This is a genomic window from Chryseobacterium edaphi, from assembly GCF_025628985.1.
Taxonomy (GTDB): domain Bacteria; phylum Bacteroidota; class Bacteroidia; order Flavobacteriales; family Weeksellaceae; genus Chryseobacterium; species Chryseobacterium edaphi.
On the sequence record NZ_JAOTEM010000002.1, the window covers coordinates 83505 to 106162 of the forward strand.

General features: G+C 33.4%; 25 protein-coding genes. 11 read left to right on the forward strand and 14 right to left on the reverse strand.

The genetic code is table 11. From position 1 onward, the window contains the following. Positions 1-9: 9 nt before the first annotated feature. The 6 genes from NZ698_RS08515 to trpS all read left to right on the forward strand — a co-directional run bounded on the left by NZ698_RS08515 (position 10) and on the right by trpS (position 3464). A complete protein-coding gene (locus tag NZ698_RS08515) occupies positions 10-390 on the forward strand; it encodes a TraR/DksA family transcriptional regulator (RefSeq protein ID WP_263002686.1) in 381 nt (126 codons plus the stop codon). 85 nt (positions 391-475) lie between these two features. Further along, on the forward strand, positions 476-721 hold the full coding sequence (locus tag NZ698_RS08520; protein WP_263002687.1) for a DUF6576 domain-containing protein: 246 nt from the start codon (positions 476-478) through the stop codon (positions 719-721). A gap of 39 nt (positions 722-760) precedes the next feature. After that, complete coding sequence (locus tag NZ698_RS08525) at positions 761-955, forward strand: DUF2683 family protein (protein ID WP_263002688.1); 195 nt, start codon at positions 761-763, stop codon at positions 953-955. Then, positions 955-1593, forward strand: a complete 639-nt coding sequence (locus NZ698_RS08530; RefSeq protein ID WP_263002689.1) for a lipoprotein signal peptidase — start codon at positions 955-957, stop codon at positions 1591-1593. The genes NZ698_RS08525 and NZ698_RS08530 overlap by 1 nt, the downstream gene beginning before the upstream one ends. A 2-nt stretch (positions 1594-1595) precedes the next feature. After that, the gene (locus NZ698_RS08535) at positions 1596-2237 is read left to right on the forward strand and encodes a SanA/YdcF family protein (protein ID WP_263002690.1); all 642 of its coding nucleotides are present in this window, start codon (positions 1596-1598) and stop codon (positions 2235-2237) included. Between the two features lie 258 nt (positions 2238-2495). After that, positions 2496-3464: a tryptophan--tRNA ligase gene (trpS, locus tag NZ698_RS08540; protein WP_263002691.1), complete on the forward strand. Its 969-nt coding sequence runs from the start codon at positions 2496-2498 to the stop codon at positions 3462-3464. 52 nt (positions 3465-3516) lie between these two features. Here trpS and NZ698_RS08545 read toward each other — a convergent pair whose 3' ends face one another. The 6 genes from NZ698_RS08545 to NZ698_RS08570 form a co-directional block, all read right to left on the reverse strand. Next, complete coding sequence (locus tag NZ698_RS08545) at positions 3517-3942, reverse strand: hypothetical protein (protein ID WP_263002692.1); 426 nt, start codon at positions 3940-3942, stop codon at positions 3517-3519. Positions 3943-3982: 40 nt separating this feature from the next. Beyond that, entirely contained in the window at positions 3983-4678 is a 696-nt protein-coding gene (locus NZ698_RS08550; protein WP_263002693.1) for a YjjG family noncanonical pyrimidine nucleotidase, read from the reverse strand. Positions 4679-4876: 198 nt separating this feature from the next. After that, complete coding sequence (locus NZ698_RS08555) at positions 4877-5464, reverse strand: RNA polymerase sigma factor (protein WP_263002694.1); 588 nt, start codon at positions 5462-5464, stop codon at positions 4877-4879. A gap of 187 nt (positions 5465-5651) precedes the next feature. Further along, positions 5652-6143, reverse strand: coding sequence for a hypothetical protein (locus NZ698_RS08560; protein WP_263002695.1), 492 nt, complete (start codon positions 6141-6143; stop codon positions 5652-5654). Between the two features lie 82 nt (positions 6144-6225). Beyond that, complete coding sequence (gene metK / locus NZ698_RS08565) at positions 6226-7506, reverse strand: methionine adenosyltransferase (RefSeq protein WP_263002696.1); 1281 nt, start codon at positions 7504-7506, stop codon at positions 6226-6228. 220 nt (positions 7507-7726) lie between these two features. Then, on the reverse strand, positions 7727-8677 hold the full coding sequence (locus NZ698_RS08570) for a LysR substrate-binding domain-containing protein (protein WP_263002697.1): 951 nt from the start codon (positions 8675-8677) through the stop codon (positions 7727-7729). A 131-nt stretch (positions 8678-8808) separates the two neighbouring features. On the opposite strand from NZ698_RS08570, the gene NZ698_RS08575 reads away from it, so the two are divergent. The 5 genes from NZ698_RS08575 to NZ698_RS08595 all read left to right on the forward strand — a co-directional run bounded on the left by NZ698_RS08575 (position 8809) and on the right by NZ698_RS08595 (position 13078). Then, positions 8809-10296, forward strand: coding sequence for a catalase (locus tag NZ698_RS08575; protein WP_263002698.1), 1488 nt, complete (start codon positions 8809-8811; stop codon positions 10294-10296). A 99-nt stretch (positions 10297-10395) separates the two neighbouring features. Next, entirely contained in the window at positions 10396-11163 is a 768-nt protein-coding gene (locus tag NZ698_RS08580) for an enoyl-CoA hydratase-related protein (RefSeq protein ID WP_263002699.1), read from the forward strand. Positions 11164-11204: 41 nt separating this feature from the next. Continuing rightward, entirely contained in the window at positions 11205-11630 is a 426-nt protein-coding gene (locus tag NZ698_RS08585; protein ID WP_263002700.1) for a deoxycytidylate deaminase, read from the forward strand. A gap of 18 nt (positions 11631-11648) precedes the next feature. Beyond that, on the forward strand, positions 11649-12566 hold the full coding sequence (gene xerD, locus NZ698_RS08590) for a site-specific tyrosine recombinase XerD (protein ID WP_263002701.1): 918 nt from the start codon (positions 11649-11651) through the stop codon (positions 12564-12566). Then, the gene (locus tag NZ698_RS08595; protein ID WP_263002702.1) at positions 12563-13078 is read left to right on the forward strand and encodes an NUDIX hydrolase; all 516 of its coding nucleotides are present in this window, start codon (positions 12563-12565) and stop codon (positions 13076-13078) included. Before xerD ends, NZ698_RS08595 begins: the two co-directional genes overlap by 4 nt. A gap of 48 nt (positions 13079-13126) precedes the next feature. Here the strand turns inward: NZ698_RS08595 and NZ698_RS08600 are convergent, their stop codons facing one another. The 8 genes from NZ698_RS08600 to NZ698_RS08635 all read right to left on the reverse strand — a co-directional run bounded on the left by NZ698_RS08600 (position 13127) and on the right by NZ698_RS08635 (position 22550). Then, complete coding sequence (locus tag NZ698_RS08600; protein ID WP_263002703.1) at positions 13127-13585, reverse strand: heme-binding domain-containing protein; 459 nt, start codon at positions 13583-13585, stop codon at positions 13127-13129. Continuing rightward, positions 13585-15339: an Ig-like domain-containing domain gene (locus NZ698_RS08605; RefSeq protein WP_263002704.1), complete on the reverse strand. Its 1755-nt coding sequence runs from the start codon at positions 15337-15339 to the stop codon at positions 13585-13587. Before NZ698_RS08605 ends, NZ698_RS08600 begins: the two co-directional genes overlap by 1 nt. 25 nt (positions 15340-15364) lie before the next feature. Next, entirely contained in the window at positions 15365-16627 is a 1263-nt protein-coding gene (locus NZ698_RS08610) for a serine hydrolase domain-containing protein (RefSeq protein WP_263002705.1), read from the reverse strand. 94 nt (positions 16628-16721) lie between these two features. Further along, a complete protein-coding gene (locus NZ698_RS08615; RefSeq protein WP_263002706.1) occupies positions 16722-17654 on the reverse strand; it encodes a 2-hydroxyacid dehydrogenase in 933 nt (310 codons plus the stop codon). Between the two features lie 53 nt (positions 17655-17707). Continuing rightward, positions 17708-18235 (reverse strand): acyl-CoA thioesterase, encoded by a 528-nt coding sequence (locus tag NZ698_RS08620; protein WP_263002707.1) that lies wholly within the window; start codon positions 18233-18235, stop codon positions 17708-17710. Next, a complete protein-coding gene (locus tag NZ698_RS08625; protein WP_263002708.1) occupies positions 18223-18987 on the reverse strand; it encodes an HU domain-containing protein in 765 nt (254 codons plus the stop codon). The genes NZ698_RS08620 and NZ698_RS08625 overlap by 13 nt, the downstream gene beginning before the upstream one ends. 457 nt (positions 18988-19444) lie before the next feature. Continuing rightward, the gene (locus NZ698_RS08630; protein ID WP_263002709.1) at positions 19445-21547 is read right to left on the reverse strand and encodes a TonB-dependent receptor; all 2103 of its coding nucleotides are present in this window, start codon (positions 21545-21547) and stop codon (positions 19445-19447) included. A gap of 241 nt (positions 21548-21788) precedes the next feature. Then, entirely contained in the window at positions 21789-22550 is a 762-nt protein-coding gene (locus NZ698_RS08635) for a WG repeat-containing protein (protein WP_263002710.1), read from the reverse strand. Positions 22551-22658 lie beyond the last annotated feature (108 nt).

The following is a 22658-nucleotide window of genomic DNA, read 5'->3' on the forward strand; positions in this document are numbered from 1 at the left end:
AAAAAGACCATGCAAGACGAAAGAGTAAGATATAACGATGCTGATTTACAGGAATTTAAAAAAGTAATTAAAGAGAAAATAGAGAAAGCAGAGAAAGATCTGCAGCTGATCAGAGAGAGTTTCATCAACGACCAGAATAATGGTACGGATGACACTTCACCAACATTCAAAGCTTTTGAAGAAGGTGCAGAGACCCTGAGCAAAGAACAAAACTCTATTTTGGCAGGAAGACAGGAAAAATTCGTGCGTGATCTGAAAAATGCTTTGATCAGAATCGAAAATAAAACATATGGTGTCTGTAGAGTTACAGGAAAACTAATTCCTAAGGAAAGACTTTTAGCCGTTCCGCACGCTACTTTGAGCATCGAAGCTAAAAATATGCAGAGATAAAATTTTTATCTTATTTTTGTAAATAAATTATTGGGTTTATGAAATGTTGTATGACATTTTATAAACCTAATTTTTAATTATATCTATGAGCGAATATTTGATTTTAGGAATTATTCTCATCGCAGTTTTATGGTTTTTCAACAAAGACAGAATCAAAAACAGATTCTATCCCGACAAGCCAAAAAATCTGACGATCGATCAACAATTTAATTCTGATAAACGCGAAAGAGAAAAAGAAATTGACCGACTTCTGAGCAAAATGGGCAAAAACGGAATCAATGATCTGTCTGCAAAAGACCGGAAAAGATTAGACGAATTGTCTAAAAAATAAATATAAGCCAGCTCAGAATGAAAAAAAATAAATAAAAAAATGGAAGCATTAATTGTACACCCAAAAAATCAAATGGAACTGAATGCACTGAAAAGTGTGATGAAAGACATGGGAATTCGTTACGAAAAATTTCACACAAGAGGAATGAAAACTCAGACCGTTGAGAAAAAAACTCCTGTGAAAAAAGATAAACCAGCAAACAACTTTAAAGACAAACCAAAGACTAATTTGTAATGAAAAAGATATTAGCTGTTACTTTTCTTATCTTATTTATAGATCAGGCTTCAAAAATTTATATCAAAACTCATTTTAGTTTAGGCGAAAGCGTTTCAGTTTTACCCTTTTTCAAATTTACTTTTGTTGAAAATCCAGGAATGGCTTATGGATTTCATTTTGGCGGATTGTTCGGAAAATATCTTCTTGTAATCCTAAGACTTTTCTTAATCGGAGGAATGATCTATTTGTTTAAAAAGTGGCTGAAACAGGGCGCTTCAAATTATTTAATCATTCCAATGTCAATCATTTTTGCAGGAGCGATCGGAAACATCATTGACGGAATGTTTTACGGACTGATCTTCGACAGCGGAACAGTTTACGATGAAAGTATTGGAAGATGGCTCGATTACGGAGGAGTTTCTAAAATCACATCTTTTGGTCATGGTTACTCCAATTTCATGAAAGGCTGCGTAGTTGACATGCTTCACTTTCCACTGGTTGACTGGACTGTTCCTGAGAGCTGGCCGATAATCGGCGGAAAACACATCGAATTTTTCAAATACATCTTTAATGTTGCCGACTCTGCAATTACAGTAGGAGCTGCACTTTTATTGATTTTCAGAAAGAAAGCTTTCCCAAATGGATTAGAATTTTAATAATGAAAATTTTAAAGAAAATATTATTTATCGGACTGATATTCTTCGGAGTGTCGGTTCTTTTTATTTTGTGGGCTAATTTTAAAATCGATTCTGAATCAGAAGATTATGTGACTTCAGAATTTTCAAAACTTCCAAACGAAAAAACAGGGCTTTTATTAGGAACAAGCAAAACACTTTCAAACGGAAGTCCGAATGCTTATTTTTTCAATAGAATTGAAGCTGCAGCCGAATTGTATAAATCCGGAAAAGTTCAAAATATTATTGTAAGCGGAGATAATTCCAAAAAAGATTACAACGAGCCGGAAGAAATGAAAAACGAACTCATCAAAGCAGGAGTTCCGGCAGAAAAAATCTTTGAGGATTTTGCAGGTTTCAGAACTTTGGATTCTGTAGTTCGTGCGAAGGAAATTTTTGGACAAAAATCTTACATCATCATTTCTCAACGTTTTCACAATGAACGTGCAGTTTATTTAGCAAGAAAAAACGGAATTGAGGCTTATGGTTTCAATGCTGCAGATGTAAATAAATATGCAGGAATCAAAACCAATGCAAGAGAAAAATTGGCAAGAGCAAAGGTTTTTTGGGATTTTATTTTTGGCATAGAACCAAGGTATGGAGGTGAGAAGATTTTAATTCCTTAATAAATAAATTCCGTTTTGTAATTGAATAAGAATTTAAATTATATAGATAAGTCGAGATCCTTTCATGATGACAAACAGACTTAATAATTGCTATATTAATAAATAATATCTTTAAAACATAATCTTTGTCATTCTGAAAGAATCTCAATAGCTATAATTCTCAGGATGACAACAAATGAAATAAGCATTCCCTTATAAGACTTTAAATAGTTTCACTAAATTTGCATTTCACTAATTTTTAAAAATAATTTAAAACAAATGTCAAGAATTCTTACCGGCATTCAAGCCACCGGAACACCGCACCTTGGAAACCTTTTGGGTGCAATTATTCCTGCAATAGAGCTTTCAAAGCAATCAGGAAATGAATCATTTTTATTCATTGCGAATCTTCATTCGTTGACACAAATTAAAGATGCAAAAGAACTTAAAAATAACACCTACGAAATTGCTGCAGCTTGGCTTGCCTGCGGACTAGATACCGAAAAAACATTCTTTTACAGACAGAGCGACATTCCTGAAACCTGTGAACTTTCTTGGCATTTATCATGTTTTTTTCCTTATCAGAGACTGACTTTAGCACATTCGTTTAAAGATAAAGCAGACCGTTTACAAGACGTCAACGCAGGTTTATTTACCTACCCGATTTTGATGGCTGCAGATATTCTTTTGTATGATGCAGAGATCGTTCCTGTAGGAAAAGATCAGCTTCAACACCTGGAAATTGCCCGTGATGTAGCTTCAAGATTTAATAATCAGATGGGTGAAGTTTTGGTTTTGCCTCAAGCTGAATTGCAGGAAGACACCAAATATGTTCCCGGAGTTGACGGTCACAAAATGTCGAAATCAAGAGGAAATATTATCAACATCTTTTTGCCTGAAAAAGAACTAAAAAAGCAGGTGATGAGCATCGAAAGTGATTCTAAATCTTTGGAAGAACCGAAAGATCCCTCTACAGACAAAACTTTTGCAATCTATGAACTAATTGCAACTCCTGAACAGACTGAAGATTTGAGAGCTAAATATTTAGCAGGAAATTTCGGTTATGGTCATGCTAAAAAAGAACTTTTAGACTTAATTCTGACAAGATTTGAAAAAGAAAGAGAATTATTTTCTTACTACATGAACAATCTTGATGAACTGGAAACTAAACTTCAGGAAGGCGCTGTAAAAACAAGAGCAATTGCCTCTGAAACAATTAAAAGAGTAAGAGAAAGTTTGGGAATTTAATTCAAACATTTTAAACATAAAAAAGCCTTTCAAACTGAAAGGCTTTTGCTTTTTAGAATTGTCTTCTTTCTTCTGAAGTCAGATTCATATCATCTAAAATTTTTTCTTTTGAAGGTTTTAGTGTCAGAAAATAAAGAATCATAATTGCAGAAAGCATGAGAAATGCTAAATTACTTTCTACCATGTAAAGAACTATGCCGAGTAAAGCAGGAGCTTCAACCAGAGCTAATCTTGCTAAGTTTGCACTCTGAATTTTTGCGATCTTTTCTCCTAATGAATTAATGTTCTCAATTTTATTTTTAAAAAAATTATACAGTAAATTACATCCGAAAATCCCGGCAATCATTGCTACTAACATAATGACTAAAAGCTGATTTTTCATATTGAAATCAAAATTTTTAGTCGGATTCATGAGATACATCATTCCTCCCATAATAATCATTCCAGCTAATAATGCCGTAAAAATGAGAGATGTCATTTTGAAAAAATTAGACGGTTCTATATTCTGATTTTTCATTTTATAGATATCCTTTAATCTGTAAAAGATGTTTAATTATTTTCAAATTTTCCTGCTTAGGATTTTCATTTAAAACATCAAAGAAAATCACATCAATCCCAAAATTCTGTGCACCGACAACATCGGCAATCCAGTCGTCACCAATCAGAATACTTTCCTCTTTTTGAGCTTTTGCAAGATTTAAAGAATATTCGAAAATTTCAGGATTCGGTTTTCTTACGCCAACTGAATCGGCGCTTGTAATGGTATTGAAATAGTGATCAATTTTTGATAAAATACATTTTCTCTCCGTAACCTCCTGAAAACCATTTGAAATAATATGAAGTGTATAATTTTTAGATTTTAGATATTCTAAAATAACATCTGCACTTTCAACTAAATGATTATAATTAAGAATTTTATCTAAAAAATGCTCTTCAAAAAACATGGATAAATCTAGATCATCAATTCCGAAATGTTTGAAAGTATCGTAAAAACGGTGTTTGCGGAGATAATCTTTATCGATTTCTCCATCTCGAATTTGCTCCCAAAGTCTTTCATTGATTTCGTGATAAACAGAATGAAATTCTTCAAAATCTATATTGTATCTTAAAGTAATTTCTTCTTTGTCGAAAAGATCTTTGATGGTAAGATATGCGTTTTTACGGTGATCCCAAAGTGTATTGTCGAGGTCAAAAAAAATGTGCTGAATTTTCATACAGCACAAAATTAATGATTAATTTTTTGAAAGGTGATAATGATTGTTTTTAATCTTTACCACGTCAAGACTTTTTGAGAAACTAAGCAAAAAATCAATGGTTTGTTTTTTGGGTTTCAAACTTTTCATTTTTAAAGAATCGTTATTTTTCATAGGCAAAAAATGTTTTTTCTTTAAAACGTGAAAGTAAGTGAATTATTATCTCGTTAAGATAATATTATTTTCTTCCATGATTTTTCTTAGATTGATCAGTGCATAGCGAACCCGTCCTAAAGTGGTATTGATGCTCATATCTGTATGTTCTGCAATCTCTTTAAAACTCAGTCCGTCGAAAAACCTGAGTTTTATCACCTCTTGCTGATTTTCCGGAAGAAACTGAAGCATTTTAAGCAAATCTTCTTGTATCTGCATACTTACCAGTTGATCTTCAATATTTTCTGAAGGCTCTCTGATCAAATCAAAAATAGAAAACTCATCGTTGTCGAAAGTAGTTTCCGAAACTTTTACATTTTTAGATTTAGCTCTGAAATGATCGATGATTAAGTTTTGGGCAATTCTTTTTGCCCAAAGAATAAATTTTCCTTCTTCATTATAACGCCCTTCTTTCAGCATGATGATAATTTTGATAAAAGTATCCTGAAAAACATCGTTGGCCAAATCTTCATCATTTATTTTATACAGAATAAATGAAAAGAGGTCTTTCTGATGACGATGTATAAGGGTTGATAATGCTTCTTCGTCTCCTTTCTGGTAAAGAGATATTAATAGGCTATCTGTTGATTTCATGACTTTTCTTCTCAGTATTTACCTGTAGACTTACAGTCTCCCAACATTCTGTTAGGTTTTTTGTCAGTTACAAGTTGTATTAGAGTAAAGTCTTATCGATAGGCATCAAATTATGTTGTAAATATAAATAAAATTTTAATAACTATTAAATAATTATTAAATATATCAAAGAATTAGATAAAGAATACTACTTAAACATGTCATGTAGGAACGCAGTAGGAATATTTAGTGTGAAATTAATATTTAAACCTTTCAATTCTTTTCCGTTTAATCGCGAGTCTGCAATTGAAAAAGCGTATCCTCCGGTCAAATCTAAAAGGCCAAATAAAGAAACACCAATCTTTGGAGCAACATATTTATTGGTGCCTTCAACTCCTGCCAGAAAATAATAAGAATGTTTGAAGTCAACATTCTTTTGAAAATTCAACAAAACATCGGCATTTACTTTCGGCATTATTGCAAATTCAGAATTAGCTGATCCCATCAATGCGGAAGCGCCTAATCGGTAAATAACATCATCAGTTTTTAAGAAAAGTAACTTTCCTCCTACTTCACCAAAACTTTGATTTTGATAAACATATCCCACATTCACCATTTTATGTATTGTAACTTGTGCTTTTGTAAGACCACTTAAAAAACAAATACACACAATTGCCACTAACCAACGAAAGTTCTTCATCCTAATTTATTTAAAACGTAAATTTAAAAAAAACTGCCTTATCTCATGAAGATAAAGCAGTTTAAATATCTAAAAGAAAAGATTAAATTCCAAAAGCGGATTTAATTTCTTCTACTTTGTCTAATTTTTCCCATGTAAAGAACTCTAAACCTGTAAGAGTCAATTCATTTTTATGACCTTTATTGAAAGTTTTATCAGCAACAAAATGCTCTCTTCCCATGTGACCGTAAGAAGCTGTTTCCTGATAAATAGGATTTCTCAACTTCAAGTTTTGCTCGATTGCGTAAGGTCTCAAATCGAAAATTGTAGAAACTTTTTTAGCAATTTCGCCGTCATTCAAACCAGTTCTTGAAGTTCCATATGTATTGATGTACAAACCACAAGGTTCAGCAACACCAATTGCATAAGATACCTGCACCAAAACCTCGTCTGCAACACCCGCAGCAACTAAATTCTTAGCAATGTGTCTTGTTGCATATGCAGCACTTCTGTCAACTTTTGAAGGATCTTTTCCAGAGAAAGCACCACCACCGTGAGCTCCTTTTCCACCGTAAGTATCAACGATGATTTTTCTTCCTGTCAAACCGGTATCTCCGTGAGGACCTCCGATTACAAATTTTCCTGTAGGATTAATGTGATATTTGATTTGATCATTGAACAAAGCTTTAATTTCCTCAGTCTGCAAAGCCACAACTCTAGGAATCAAAATATTTTTGATGTCTTCTCGGATTTTGTTCAGCATCTCTTCTTCAGCAGCGAAATCGTCATGCTGAGTAGAAACTACAATAGAATCTATTCTTACCGGTTTGTGATCGTCAGAATACTCAATTGTTACTTGAGATTTAGCATCAGGACGAAGATATTTGATTTCAGAATCTTCTCTTCTGATTGCAGAAAGTTCTTTAAGAATGGTATGTGCCAAATCTAAAGCCAAAGGCATATAATTAGACGTCTCATTGGTTGCATAACCGAACATCATTCCCTGATCTCCTGCACCTTGAGCATTTGCTTTAGCTTCGAAAGATTCGTCATTTACAGCTCTGTCAACACCTTGATTAATGTCCGGAGATTGTTCATGAATTGCAGAAATTACTCCACAAGAGTCACCGTTGAACATATATTCACCTTTTGTATAACCAATTCCGTTGATTACTTCTCTCGCGATCGTCTGAACGTCAAGATATGCATCAGATTTCACTTCACCAGCCAAAACAACCTGACCTGTAGTCACCAAAGTTTCGCAAGCTACCTTTGAAGTTTTATCGTATGCTAAAAAGTTATCGATTAATGCATCGGAAATCTGGTCGGCAATTTTATCTGGATGCCCTTCTGAAACTGATTCAGACGTAAATAAATAAGACATATTATTCTTGTATTTTTAAAATTAAATGTAGAAGAAAAAAATGAATAATTGCCCAGAAAAAGCTAAAAAGAATATCTGTTTTAGCATTTTTTTAGAGAGGTTGCAATCAGGTCAAATTTTTCCTCGTTAATAACGTTGGCAAATTTAAGTACTATTTTCTTAATACTCAAAACTTTTGCGTGGTATTTATAATTTTCTTGAAATTAATGATTTATATCAATTATTGAGGCTTGATGCTCACATAATCTTTAGGATTTTCATTGAAATTTAACTTAGCATTAAGTGAAGTCTTGATGAAAGCACCTAATTCGTCGATTATTTTTTGCTTAAAAGTAGGCTTATAATAAATAATGCTGATTTCTCTGTAAGGAAACGGCTTTTTAAATCTGAATACTTTACCTTTTTGCTCTTCAGACAATTGATTTAAAGCCAATTCAGGTAAAATACTGATTCCACCAACTTTGTCAACCATATGAACTAAAGTCTGAATATTTGAAGCTAAAAATTCAAGATTTTTAGGTTTTAATCTGTTTTCTTTTAAATGACAAATATTTTCAAACTGATTTCTCAAACAGTTTCCTTCTTCCAAAAGCCATACTTTTTCGACATTCAATTCATCCGGAACGATAAATGTATTTTTCTTATTGGCTTCAGTATCCGAACTGTAAATCATCAGTTCTTCATTGAATAAGAAATCCTGATAAAATTCATTGGCATTATCATAAGGTGTAGAAATAATTCCCGCGTCCAATTCACCCGCTTTTAAAGCTTTGATGATATTATCAGTAGTCATTTCTTTTACGTTCATCAGAATTTTAGGGTTGTCTTCCAGAAAATGGAAAATTTCCGTTGGTAAAATAAATGAAGAAACCGTTGGAATAATTCCCAAATTGATGGTTCCACCTAGAATATTATTTAATAAATTAGCTTTGTTTTTAAGCTCATTTACAGCCTCGATAATGACTTTTGCCTGATCTATGATCTGCAATCCCACATCTGTTGTACGAATCGGGTGAGTCGTTCTGTCAAAAACTTTTACATCCAGCTCATCTTCAAACTTCTGTATCATTGCACTTAATGTCGGCTGGGTTATAAAACAAGCCTGAGCAGCTTTACCAAAATGTTTATACTTATCTACAGCGATAAGATATTCCAATTGCTGAATGTTCATTTGATTAATATTATCTATGACAAAGATATGACGTTTTTAGCACAACCAATAAAAAATTTCTACTAAATTTGATAATTATTAAGCTTAATTACAGCTTTTGAAAATTAGAAAATCAATCAAATTATAACTCTATGGATTCTAAAAAATTAACGTCAAGCAGCGGTGCTCCGTATTTTGAGCATCAGGATTCTCAAACCGTTGGTTCGAGAGGTCCTGTTTTATTACAAGACTTTATTTTGCAGGAAAATCTTGCTCATTTCGTAAGAGAAAGAATTCCGGAAAGAATTGTACATGCTAAAGGAAGCGGTGCTTATGGGAAATTTACTGTTACTCATGATATTTCACAATATACAAAAGCAAAACTTTTTTCACAGGTAGGAAATTCTTGTAAAATGTTTGCGCGTTTTTCTACCGTTGGCGGAGAAAAAGGAAGTGCAGATACAGCGAGAGACCCTCGAGGATTTGCCCTAAAATTTTATACTGAAGATGGAAACTGGGATTTGGTAGGTAACAATACACCTGTTTTCTTTATTAAAGATGCTAAGAAATTCCCTGACTTTATTCATACTCAAAAAAGAGTTCCAAAGACTAATTTAAAAAGTCCGACAATGATGTGGGACTTCTGGAGTTTAAATCCGGAATCACTTCATCAGGTTCTCATTTTGATGTCTGACAGAGGAACTCCTCACGGCTACAGACATATGCATGGCTTTGGTTCTCACACATTTTCGATGATTAATGAAAATAATCAGAGAACATGGGTGAAATTTCATTTTAAAACAAAACAGGGAATCAAAAATTTCAGCAACGAAGACGCTACAAAAATGGCAGGAGAAAATCCGGACTTCGCTCAGGAAGATCTTTGTAATGCTATCGAAAATGGTGATTTTCCGAAATGGACGATGTATATACAGGTAATGACCGAAGAGCAGGCAAAAGAATTCAGATGGAATCCTTTTGACATTACCAAAGTTTGGTTCCAGGGAGATTTTCCACTTATTGAAGTTGGCGAAATGGAATTGAATGAAGTTCCAAATAATTTTTTTGCACACGTAGAACAATCTACATTCTCTCCAAGCAATCTGATCAACGGAATTAGCTTTTCACCTGACAAAATGCTTCAGGGAAGATTATTTTCTTATCCTGATGCTCACCGATACAGAGTTGGTGTAAACGCACATCAGCTTGAGGTAAACAGATGTCCGTTTGCTGTTAATAATTATCAAAGAGATGGATTCATGGCAGATTCCAGTGAATATCAGGACAAGCCAAATTATCATCCGAACAGTTTTGACGATATACAGCCAGATTCCTCTTACAAGAATTTCGAATATGAATTAGACAGCAATCATGTGGCAAACTATAACCGTAACGAAAATGATGATGATCACTACACTCAACCGGGATTACTGTACACGAAGGCAATGAATCAGGAGGATAGAGATCATTTGGTTAAAAATATTATTGATCATATGAGCGGGATTGACGGACCAAAAAAAGACGAAATTATCAACCGTCAGTTGTGCCATTTTTTCAGAGCAAATATTGAGCTTGGGATGAAGGTAGCTTCAGGTTTGCACATCAATATTGATTCAAATATGATGAATCATTCAAAATAAACTATTATAAATAAACAAAAAAGGGAAAAAATTTAATTTTTTCCCTTTTTTTTGCAAAATAATTTTTAATTTGCAGGTTATTAAAGATATAGACGGGTAATGAGCTACGAAAATATAATTGTAAGCAAAGAAGACAAGACTGCAATCATCACAATCAACAGACCTGAAAGTCTAAATGCATTGAATGCAAAGACAATAAATGAAATCAGTTCTGCGTTAGATGAATTAGCATCCGATGCTGAGATTAGAGTTATTATATTAACAGGAAGCGGAGAAAAATCATTTGTAGCCGGAGCAGACATCAAAGAATTCAGTGATTTTGATCAGAAAAAAGCAGAAGAACTGGCAAGAAACGGGCACAACAATCTTTTCAACAAAATTGAAAATTTGTCTAAACCGGTAATTGCGGCAGTAAACGGGTTCGCTTTAGGAGGAGGATTAGAATTAGCAATGGCATGTCATATAAGATATGCATCTGAAAATGCTAAATTGGGTCTTCCCGAAGTTACATTAGGTTTGATTCCCGGATATGGAGGTACGCAAAGACTTCCGAAATTAGTAGGAAAAGGAATTGCCAACGAGATGATTTTCTCGGCAAAGATGATTCCTGCGCAAAAAGCAAAAGAAATTGGTTTGGTAAATGAAGTTTACCTGATCGAAGAATTATTAGTCAAAACAAAAGAATTGGCTAAATTGATCAGCAACAATTCTCCGATGGCAATTTCCAAAGCAATACATGCAACCAATTTATCTGATACAGATAAAGGCTTTGAAACTGAAATCAAGTATTTCGGAGAGCTTTTTGAAATGGAAGATAAAAAAGAAGGAGTTTCAGCTTTTATTGAAAAAAGAAAGCCAAGCTTCTAAATAAATATCATCACATCACAATTATTTCGAAAAAAGAATTGATGCAGAAGATTAATAAGTTTGATAAAGCTTATCTAAAAATGGCTCTTGAATGGGCAAAACTTTCCTACTGTGAAAGAAAACAGGTAGGAGCTCTTATCGTAAAAGATAGGATGATTATTTCAGACGGTTACAATGGTACACCTTCTGGATCTGAAAATTGCTGTGAAGACGAAAACGGAAAAACACACTGGTACGTCTTACATGCAGAAGCAAATGCGATTCTGAAACTAGCCGGTTCTACACAATCAGCACGGAGAGCGACATTATATCTTACGCTCTCACCCTGCAAAGACTGCAGCAAGCTGATCTTACAGGCAGGGATACAAAGACTCGTATACATCAATGCATATTCAGATAATGAAGGAATATCATTTTTACAAGATCATGGAATAGAAATATTACAGGTTACAGAAAATGAATTATAATTAAAAAAACACAACACAATGACTTGGGATGAAAAAATTAAAGATTTCGAAATTTTTCTTAGATTCGAAAGAAATTTCTCAGAAAACACCCTCGATGCCTACGTTAGAGACATCAAAAAACTAAAAGAATACGCAGAGGAAGACTTAGACAGCACTGGTCCTGACGTAATTTCGTACGACCATTTGCAGGAGTATATCTTCACATTATCCAAACAGAAATTCAGCGAAAGATCGCAAGCGAGATGGATCTCTTCTATCAAAGCCTTTTTCAGATTCCTGATGGAAGACGAGATTCGCGAAGACAATCCTTCATCATTACTTGAAGGTCCTAAGTTGGGACTCTACCTTCCTGATACTTTAAGTCTTTCCGATATTAATAAAATTATAGATGCTATAGACATCAGCTCGGATCTCGGACAAAGAAATCACTGTATCATAGAAGTATTGTACGGATGCGGATTGCGTGTTTCTGAACTGATTGATGTGAAAATTTCAAATATCAATTTTAAAGAAAATTACATTAAAGTTATCGGAAAAGGGAATAAAATCCGCTTTGTACCTTTAGCACATTACACAGCTGATTTGCTTCAGGCTTACATAAAAGACGTACGGTCAAAAATCAAGATCAATAAAAAGCATGAAGATACTCTGTTTTTAAACAGTAGAGGAACTTCAATGTCAAGAGTGATCGTATTTCTTATCATTAAAGAACTTACAGACAAAGCTGGCGTAAGCAAGAAAATATCACCTCACACATTCAGACATTCATTTGCAACGCATTTGATGCAGAATGGTGCAGATCTTCGTTTTATCCAGGAAATGTTGGGACATTCAAGCATTACTACAACGCAGGTTTATACCCATCTTAAAACTGAAGAGCTTCGTGATGTTATTTTAACTTTCCATCCGCGAAATAAGACTAAAATTGTTGAATGAAAATATTGAAATTTTGTCCTAATTGCGGCAAAGAATCATTGAATTGGGACGGTGAAAAAAAATGGAGCTGTCCCAATTGCAATTTCACCCTTTATAATAATGTTGCAGGAGCTGTTGCTGTAGTAATACGATGCGGAGATGAAGTTTACCTGACCAAAAGAAATCAGGAACCTAAAAAGGGAAAGCTTGATTTGGCAGGAGGTTTTGTAGATCCGAAAGAAAGTGCGGAACAAACTTGCAAACGAGAGCTTTTTGAAGAATTGCAGCTCGATATAGATATTAAAAATCTAAAATATCTCACAAGTCTTCCCAACGTTTATCAGTATAAAGAAATTGATTACAACACAGTTGATCTGTTTTATGAATATACTGTTTCAGAGAAATTTGAAGTAAGTTTAGCACTCTCAGAAATTTCGGAAACACACTGGATTCCTCTAAGCGAAATCAATCTTGAAGATATTGCGTTTGATTCACAGAAAATATTTTTCAAAGAATATTTAAAGACTTTTTAAGCTAAAAAAACTCCCGCATCTTTTGTAAATGTGGGAGTTTTTTTAAGTTTAATAAGATTTAGTTTTCAGAATTTCCTCAAAATATTTAACTAAAACGGTGCGTTCTGCTTCAGATAAATTGGCATCATCATGATAAACGATATATGCGGGTAAAGGCATCGATTTATCTTTTAATGTCTGAACAGCTTTACTGAGCATACTTTCTTTTAAATCTTTATTATAAGAGTTCCAAACCGAGAAATTAAGATGTTCGCGACCTTCATTGATGTGATCTTTAACAGACCATGAAAACGGCGCAATGTAGGCATACTCCGGATAAACCGTTTCATTTGAATGACAATCGTAACACGCATTCTTGAGTAATGTCACAACTTTGGATGGTGACTTTTTCACATCAATAAAATTGACTGATTTATCAATCGGCTTGTTTGTTTTATCAATCGGAATAAACTGAATGATCGCAAAGGAAACAAAAATCCAGAAAACTACTTTTTTAAATGTTTTCATTATCGGGTTAGTTGTCTCGTATTATTCAATCTTGTATTGTTATTCAAATTGGTTCCGTTTGTATTATTCAGATTATTCGGATTTGTCTGGGTATCTTCTTTCTCAGCAGGTTTCGGAGTTTTAATGCCTTCAAAAACTCTTTTATCATTCAGATCCCAATCTTCTTTTGATTCCCATAATGGTCTTGCAACAACCATTTTATAATATATGTAAGAATCTTCTGCAAAAGTCTGGTTCACAAAATCTGCCTCGTCCCAATGTTTATTTTCATTATTATCTACCAAAATCCTGACAATATAATCACCCGGCTTTACAATTTCAAATTTGATCACGTTTCCGCTTGTGTACTTTTGATAAACAGCTTTTTCTGAAGAATCCAGTAACTGAATCCAATATTTAGTTGTTGGCGCGTTCGTCAAAGTAAAAGTGAAATTACCATAATTTTCAACTTTATCCGCTTCAAAATCAAATCTTTTTGATTCTGCATTTTTTTCATAATAAGAAGAAACTGTGGTTTTCGGAATTGTAAGCTGATATTTTTTACCGACCACAAAATCAGACTGAACAAAAATTTCGTAAGGATTTGCAGCAGATATTTTTGCCGTGAAATTCTGACTTACACTATCTGTCTTCAATGTCCATTTTTCAGGATTGATCTTATCTACAACATAATTTGAGATCAACTTAAAATCGGTTTTGGGAGGAAGAAGTGAACCGCCGATATTATTATCAACTGTCATTGCGTTTTTTGCATTATACTTATAGAATACCGATGTAGAATCTTTTTTTCCATCGGCTTCGTAGGCAAATTTTAGATTTTCTGTTACTGTTTGTCCAACATTGCTTTTTACTGCATCAAACCAAATTCGTACAGAATCTGATTTCGGGGTATGGGTAACTTTAAAATCATGAAGCTTTTCGTTTCTTGAAGTGACTTTCACATCAGTAGGATTACCTTCGAATGCCATGAGAATACCACCAGGAATTTCCTTTAATTCAGGTTTTTTAAATGCTTTTTTCGAAGGATATAGTTTTAAATTTAAACCTGAAATAGATTTTTCAATATTTACAGTATCCTTCCTAAAGCCAATTTTTTCTTTTCCAGGATCGTAGATAGAGTTTCCGTTGTCATCATCAAATGCAATGATTTTATATTTTCCCGGAGCCAAATAATTTAATTCGTAATATCCGTCGTCATCGACTTTTGTAATATAATAAGGTTTCTTTTTATAATTGATTGTATCTTTTAACTGATACATTCCGACAACCATTTTATTTTCACTGCTGTTCTGTTTTGTAATTGCGAAAGCATCTTTTACTTCACCGCTTATGTAGAGATCATCCAACTTTTCGCCTGTAGAAAAAGCAAAATTGAAATATCTCAAAACATTTCCTTCACTGTTATCAGCAATCGAATTTCCGAAGTTAAAATTGTATGTAGTATTCGCCTGAAGCGTATCTGACCATTGTATGATCAAAAATTTATTGGCAATATTTGATGGTAGAATTCTCGTAATATTCTCGATTGGTGGAGAAATATTGAGGTTTTTATTAATATCTTTCAACGTAATGTACTCGTCAAAATCGATTCTCAGTTCTTTGATGTCTCTTTTTACGTTAATTCTTGTTGTATCAATATTAGAACTTAAAAATTTCGGAGCCAAAGTATCTTTCGGGCCACCAACGGGAGAACCAACTCTCGCACAGGAATGTACAAGAAAACTGAAAATAAGTAAGAGAAGAATTCTTTTCATGAATATATTTGAGCAAAAATAAACATTATTCTCCAAAAACTTCAGTTCCGGTTTTTAATGTGTCTTTATTATCATTCATAATATGGTTAAGCTTATCTTTCTGAGGCGGAAAATCCTCAAATAATCCCGAAAGTGCCAAAGCTGAATACACTTTCCCTGAATATTTATTTCCAATTGCTACAATCGTCACTTTTGATTTTAAAAGATGGGCAAAAACAGAATTGGTTCCGTGCCACCAACCGTTGTGATACGTTAATTTTTCTCCATTATCAAAAATTTTCATTCTGAATCCTAACCCGTAATTATTCTGTCCTGCTTTTTCGTTACTATAAGGCGCAAAAATCATGTCTTTCAATTCAGGTTTCAGAAAATCTTTCGAAAACATTGCTTTTGAAAATGCAAACAAATCTCTCGGTGTCGTATAAACATTTTTATCTCCATAAATCAAATCCAAACGGTCTAAAGGATACAATCTGTTTCCGCCATAATAAAATGATTGCGCTGCTGTCGGAATATCTTTCTCCTGAAAAATGTAGGTATTCGTCATTTTTAAAGGAGTGAAAACCATCTCCTGCATCGCCTGAGGAAAAGGAGTTTTTGTCACTTTTTCAATCAACAAAGCCAAAAGCGCAAAGTTGGTATTACAATACATAAAACCAGTATTGGTATCTCTTGCCAATTCAGGTTTATATTTGATGATCATATTCAAAACATCCTGATTAGTAATATATGTTTTTGAAAGTTCAGAAGGAGCAGGTTGAATTTTCGTGATGAAATATTCGTATTTCGGAAGCCCGCTTCTTTGATCCAGTAAAGTCTGAACTGTCACATTCGGATAAGGAAATCCCGGAAAAAGCTGCGTCAAATGATCAGATAATTTTATTTTCCGCGCTTCAACCAATTTCAACATTGCCATTGCCGTCAAAGTTTTTGAAACCGAAGCAACGTGTAAAGGTGTATTTTTATCAATCGGCATTTGATTACCTTCTCTTCCAAAACCTCTATAGCTTTCAAATAAAATATCGTTACCTTTTGCAACTAAAATTCCACCGCTCAGATCACTTCCTTCCCATACTTTTTTATAATATTGGTCAATATAATTAACGATGAAATCTTTGTTTGAAAGAACTGCATCTTCGGGAGAAAACACCTTACCCAAATCTACATTACCATAGTTGGGAAGATTTGTCGTATTCTCATTGAGAGATTCTTTGTTTTCGGATTTGTTTTTACAGGAGAAAAAAAATAAAAATAAGGTTGCAGCGAGTACAAAAGTAAGCTTCTTCATGAGTTTCAAAAATGAGTGGCAATTTAATAAAACTCAAAATGAATCTTGAAAAATCATTGTAAATTATGAATTATTTAACATAATTGTAAGATATTCAATTTGAATAAGTCAAAAGAATTTTATCTACAATTACCTGCGCCAGTTTTTCTTTACTTTGATGTGTCCAACCTGCAATATGTGGGGTTACAATAGCTTTTTCAGAGTTTAACAGGTAATTTAAATCATCATTATTTGTCTCTAAATTTTCAAAAGAAGATTTTTCATATTCCAGAACGTCAAGACAAGCTCCTTTTACTTTACCGGATTTCAAAGCTTCGACTAAACTTTTCGTTTCTACATTTTTTCCTCTTGCGGTATTAATAAAGTAGAAATCATTTTTCATCGCAGAAATAAATTCAGCGTCAACTAAATTATTTGTTGAATCCGTCAAGGGAATATGTAAACTCAAAACTTCAGCTTGATCTTTTAATTCTTCTAAAGAAACCTGCGTTGCAAATTCATCAGAGAGATCAGGAAGAATATCATGGAAAATCACTTTGCATCCAAAACCCGAAAGTCTTTTTGCAGTAGCTTTTCCCATGTTTCCGTAACCGATAAGACCAACTGTTTTTCCTAATATTTCGTCGCCTCGATTTTCTTCACGAAGCCAAATTCCATTCTTCACTTCGTTGGAGGCAATGAAAAGTCGGTTCATTAAGATTAAAAGCATTCCGACAACATGTTCGGCAACAGAATCTCTATTCCCTTCCGGAGAATTAATTAACTGGATCCCCAATTTTTCAGCAACAGGAATATCGATATTTTCCATTCCCGCTCCTACTCTTGCGATGAATTTCAGATTTTTCCCTTTCTCTAAAAAGTTTTGATCTAAAGGAATTCTGCTTCTGATAATTATTCCATCATAATTCTCAATCTTATTGCAAACCTCATCGTAAGGAGACGTAAAATCTTCTTCGAGAATAAAGTTTTTTTCTAAAAGCTGTTCAGTAATTAACGGATGATTTTTATCTAATAGTAAAATTCTCATAATCTCAGATTACATTTAAAAATAAACGGAAGAAAAAATTCTTCCGTCGTTATTTATTTATCAATTTCTCCTGCAAACAATTTTTTCAGTTCCACTGAATCTGTTGGCTTCATTCTTCCCGACAGAATTAAAGAAAGTTCTTTTCTTCTTAAAGCAGCGTCAAATCTTTCCACTTCAAGTTCGGTTTCCGGTTCCATTGCTGGGATTGGAATCGGTCTGTTGAATTCGTCTACCGCTACAAAAGTGTAAATTCCTTTGTTGGTCTGTATTTTTTTATGATTAATTGGATCATCCAACCAAACATCTACATAAATTTCCATTGAAGTTGAGAATGCGCGGGAAACTTTAGATTCCATCACAACGATTCCGCCTTCCGGAATCGGATGATCGAATGAAACGTGATTTACAGACGCTGTCACTACTCTTCTTTCGCAATGTCTTGTTGCCGAGATTGATGCACAACGATCCATTCTTGCCAATAATTCTCCTCCGAAAAGATTTCTTAATTGATTGGTATCATTGGGAAGTACAATATTCGTCATAATAGTCAGTGATTCTGACGCTTTTTTTATTTTTGCCATCTTGATTTTCTTTTTTTGTACTTGGGTCTCCAAGTTTTTGCAGCTTGTCTGATCGAATCTTTTCTTAAAGAATCCGTTTTAAAAGCTTTTATAGAATCTGCTTTTTTGATCTGTACAGAATCTATTTTTACAGGAATAATTTTCTTTTCAATTCTCTTTGTTTTGGTCTGTACCGAAAGATCATCGAAAGATTTTTTTCCAAAAATAAGTTCTTTTTGTGCATAAGCTAAATACAACATTCCTAAAACCGGAATTATAAAAAGGAAAATCCAAAGAATAGATTTGTTGAATTTATAGTCTTTTTCAGTGTTTTTAGGAGTTTCAAAAGTTTCACCTTTATTGATATCTGAAAAGTGAATTTCTTCCAAACCATAAAAATCCGGATGATCAGATTCCAGACGGTTTCCTTTAAAATGAAGCTGTCCGTCTTCGATAAAAATAGTTCCTAGATTCTGAATCTCCAAAACCTGCTCAGCCTGAAGTTTTTTCTTCCAAAAATCGGTCTGAATCTGCAATTCGTTTTCTGCAGATTCTTTTGAAATAGCTTTCTGACTGCTGATAAATTGTACCAAATCCTCAGATAAAACCTGATAATCAGAATGAAACGCAATTTTTGTGGAAGGTGGAAGAATACTTCCGTTTTCTGAGTTGATGACTGCTTTAGAATTTTCCAGAGAAAATACACCAAACTTCGGAACGGTAACGGTTCCAAATTGTTTCAAATAGTCTAAAATATAAGCTGAAATATTCATTTGGTCGCAAATTTATAACTTTTTCGTGACTTTTTCAGAGATTTGTTTGTATCCATATATTATGAGATACGCTTCCCACAAATAGCGCAGACTTGCACAGATTTTTCCTTTTTATAAACTTATCCCGCATTATGAATCTTTGTCTTCCGAAAATAAGTGAAACGCCTTTGTCTCACTTATTTTATTTATTTTATCATATAATTCCTTGTTTTTCTTTGCGTTAATAATCGCAATGATAGACAAAGTTTTTTCTAAGATGCAGCATTAAATAAAGAAAAACAAAGGCATTTCATTTAAGAAAGAAAAACAAATATATCAACCTATAACCAAAAACTAAAATAAATTAAAAATGGATCAATAATTTTAAATATAAAACAAAAAAAGACTGCCGAAGCAGCCTTCAAAATTTAATCTGAACTTTACTGAAATATAATGATATGAAATGGTGTCTTATTAATTATTGAATTTTCCAGCTAATTCCGAACATAAAGTTGGTTCCTGCCTGAGAAAAATAGATCGGTCCGTCGTAAACGTATCCGTTATTTACATATTTCTGATTAAAAATATTATTAACTAAAAGTTTCAAAGCGACATCCTGTTTTGCGATTTTAAACTGATATTGAGCATTAAAATCTGTCAGAAGATAATCTTTCAGTTGTAAGTCCTGAGTTTCGGTGTTGTCTAAATATTGTTTTCCAACATACTGATTCATCAAAGCAAACTGGAAATTTTGAGTGGGATTAAATTTCAGTCCCAAATTGGCAATTACATTTGGAGAGAAAGAGATTTCGGTATCTCCCAAATCGCTAACTAATGTTTTGTTATCAACTCTGAAGTCAATATTTCTGTTTTGGCTCAAACTTACATTTCCTGAAATTTCCCATTGTTTTGAAAGTTTTACCAAAGCGCCGACTTCAATTCCTCTTCTGTAACTTTTCCCGGAATTAGTTCTGATAAATTCTCCAATATTACTGATCTGTCCGTTTAAAACCAACTGATTTAGGTAATACATATAATAAAGATTGGCTGTGAAAGCGATTTTACCAAACTGCTCTTCAATTCCCGCTTCAAAATCATGCAGCTTTTCCGATTTCACATCATTGTTTGCAATCAAATCATCACGATTCGGTTCTCTTTGCGCATGAGCGTAAGAAACGAAGACTTTTCCATTACCTAACTTATAGTTAACACCGGCTTTTGGATTAAAAAACAACCAGTTTTTATCTAAATTTGCTCCTTCGTCATCTCCCGCCATTAAGATTTTCGTATCGTAATCAATATTTCTTAACTGTAAATCTCCGAAGAATTCGAAATTATTTACTTTAACTAAAGCTTTCGCAAAACCTGCCACTTCATTTTTTACAGATCGGTTTCGGTAATATTCATGCTCCTGAATCTGCGGAACAAAAACATCTGTCACATTTCCGTAATGTCTTCCATAATATTGATTTCCGACAACGCCGAAATTTAGATCAAGATTATCAAACTTTCCGTATAGCGTTGAAACAATTCCGTAAAAATCATTATTCAGCCATTTTTTTCTGATAAAATCTGAATATTCTTCTCCGTTAAAATCTGGCAGAGCATATCTTGCATAAGGATCTCCCTGCTTGTAATTTTCGTAATATCCTCTTCCTTTTGTGTAGTGCAAAGTGGTTTCTAAATTCCATTTTTCATTCAGACCTTGTTCCCAAAGTAACTGATAATGATTTTGTCTGTAATTATCGGTTTCGTTATCATAAAATCCGACAACATTTTCCCAGTTCGCATCATAGATTGCTCCTGAAATATTGTATTTAGGATTGGTTTCCCATGTTTTTCTGTCGACACCGTTCCAGGCCTGGTAAGTTTTTTCTTTTCCACCAAAAGCCATCAGGCGCAGCTTGGTTTTTCCTTCTTCTAATAAAGCGGTAAAATTGTAAGAATTTAAATCTGAAAAAGCCCTGTCAATATATCCGTCAGAATGAATATGAGAATACCTTCCCATTACTGAAAGTCGGTCTTTCCAGAATTTTCCCGAACCAATTTCAGCTGAATATTTATACGTATTAAATGATCCATAACTGTCATCTGTTTTAATATAAAATTGATCTTCAGGCTCTTTCGAAATCACGTTAATACTTGCTCCAAAAGCAGAAACTCCGTTATTGGAAGTTCCAACACCTCTTTGAATGACAATCTGCGACGCTGAACTCGTCAAATCCGGAACATTCACAAAGAAAGTTCCCTGACTTTCAGAATCGTTGAACGGAACGCCATTCATCATTACATTAATTCCTCTTCCTGCAACTCCACGAATCCTAAAACCAGTATAACCTACTCCATTTCCTGCATCGGAAGTTGAGATAATTGAGGTTTGGTTTTTTAAGAGAATCGGTAAATCCTGCCCGAGATTTCTGCTGTCAAGATCTTTCTGTACATTGATGATTTCTTTGGCGACAGGAAGTCGTTTGGTAAAACTGATCGCTTCAATTTCTCTGATTTTCAGAGAATCTGTGTTCTGCGTTTGTGCAAAACTCAAAGAACTTGCGGTAAGTCCTAAAAAAAATAATCCTTTCATTCTTATAAATTTTTTAAATTTAATGGAATAAAAGGGGCGATTAAAAATGTAACAATTTGAAAATTTAACAATGTAGCAACGCCGAAAAATTGGTAAACTGGTACATTGATAGATTGGTACACTTACAAAGTTCCCTAAACAGCATTATCTGTTCCAGGTTCATTGGGTATAATCTCAGCCCCCGTTGGAGCACCCCTTTAATTTCAGCGCGAAATTACAAAAATTTAATGATCTTCCAAATTTAGTACGATTTATTATTAGAATCAATGTAATAATAGTTTTTATCATCTTTCGTCACTTCAAACATTTTCCCCAATTTCCAGCTGTAATTTCGTTTGATATCGGCATATTCAAATGGAATAATAATATTGTTGTTGACATCAATGATACCAAATTTATCTTTATGGGAAGCCACAATCATAGGATTTGACAAATCATCGCCTTCCAAGATATGAAGGTATTGATATTTTGGATAAATTTTAAATTGTGACCGATCAGCGGGATTAGTAAATTTTGAGTCCTCAATAATTCCGTATAATCCATTTAAAATATAGGCATGGAAAAGCTGTTTTTTGAATTCAGTGTTACATTTGCCTAAATCTGCATTTTTATATTGGTAGACTATTTTTCCGGTCTGATCAATTCTATAGGAAATATTATTTTTTTCTACAGTGGCAAATTTAGCTATGCCAAATTTCTTGGCTTTTAGATTTGTAGAGTTCAGAAGGTTGCAATCTTCTCCAAAAAACATCGCAATATGGTATTCCGGCGCAATGACGAATCTGCCGTTCTGATTAATATATCCAAAATTATCATTCTTTTTTTGCGGAATCAATAATGGAATATTTTCATTAATAATAATTGAATTATTCTCAGGAATTTTCTTAACAACCTTTTGTGCAGATTTTTTATTATTTAATAACTGATTATTTTTCAAACTTTTAGACTGCGAAAACAGACTTACTGATAAAAGAATAAAAATAACATCAAAAACTTTCTTCATAAACATTCGTGTTCAAAATATCTGCCAAAAATAGAAAATATAAAATTCATATTTATACAGAATCTAAATAATTTAACCCAAAAAAAATATTTAAAATTCGTATTTTTG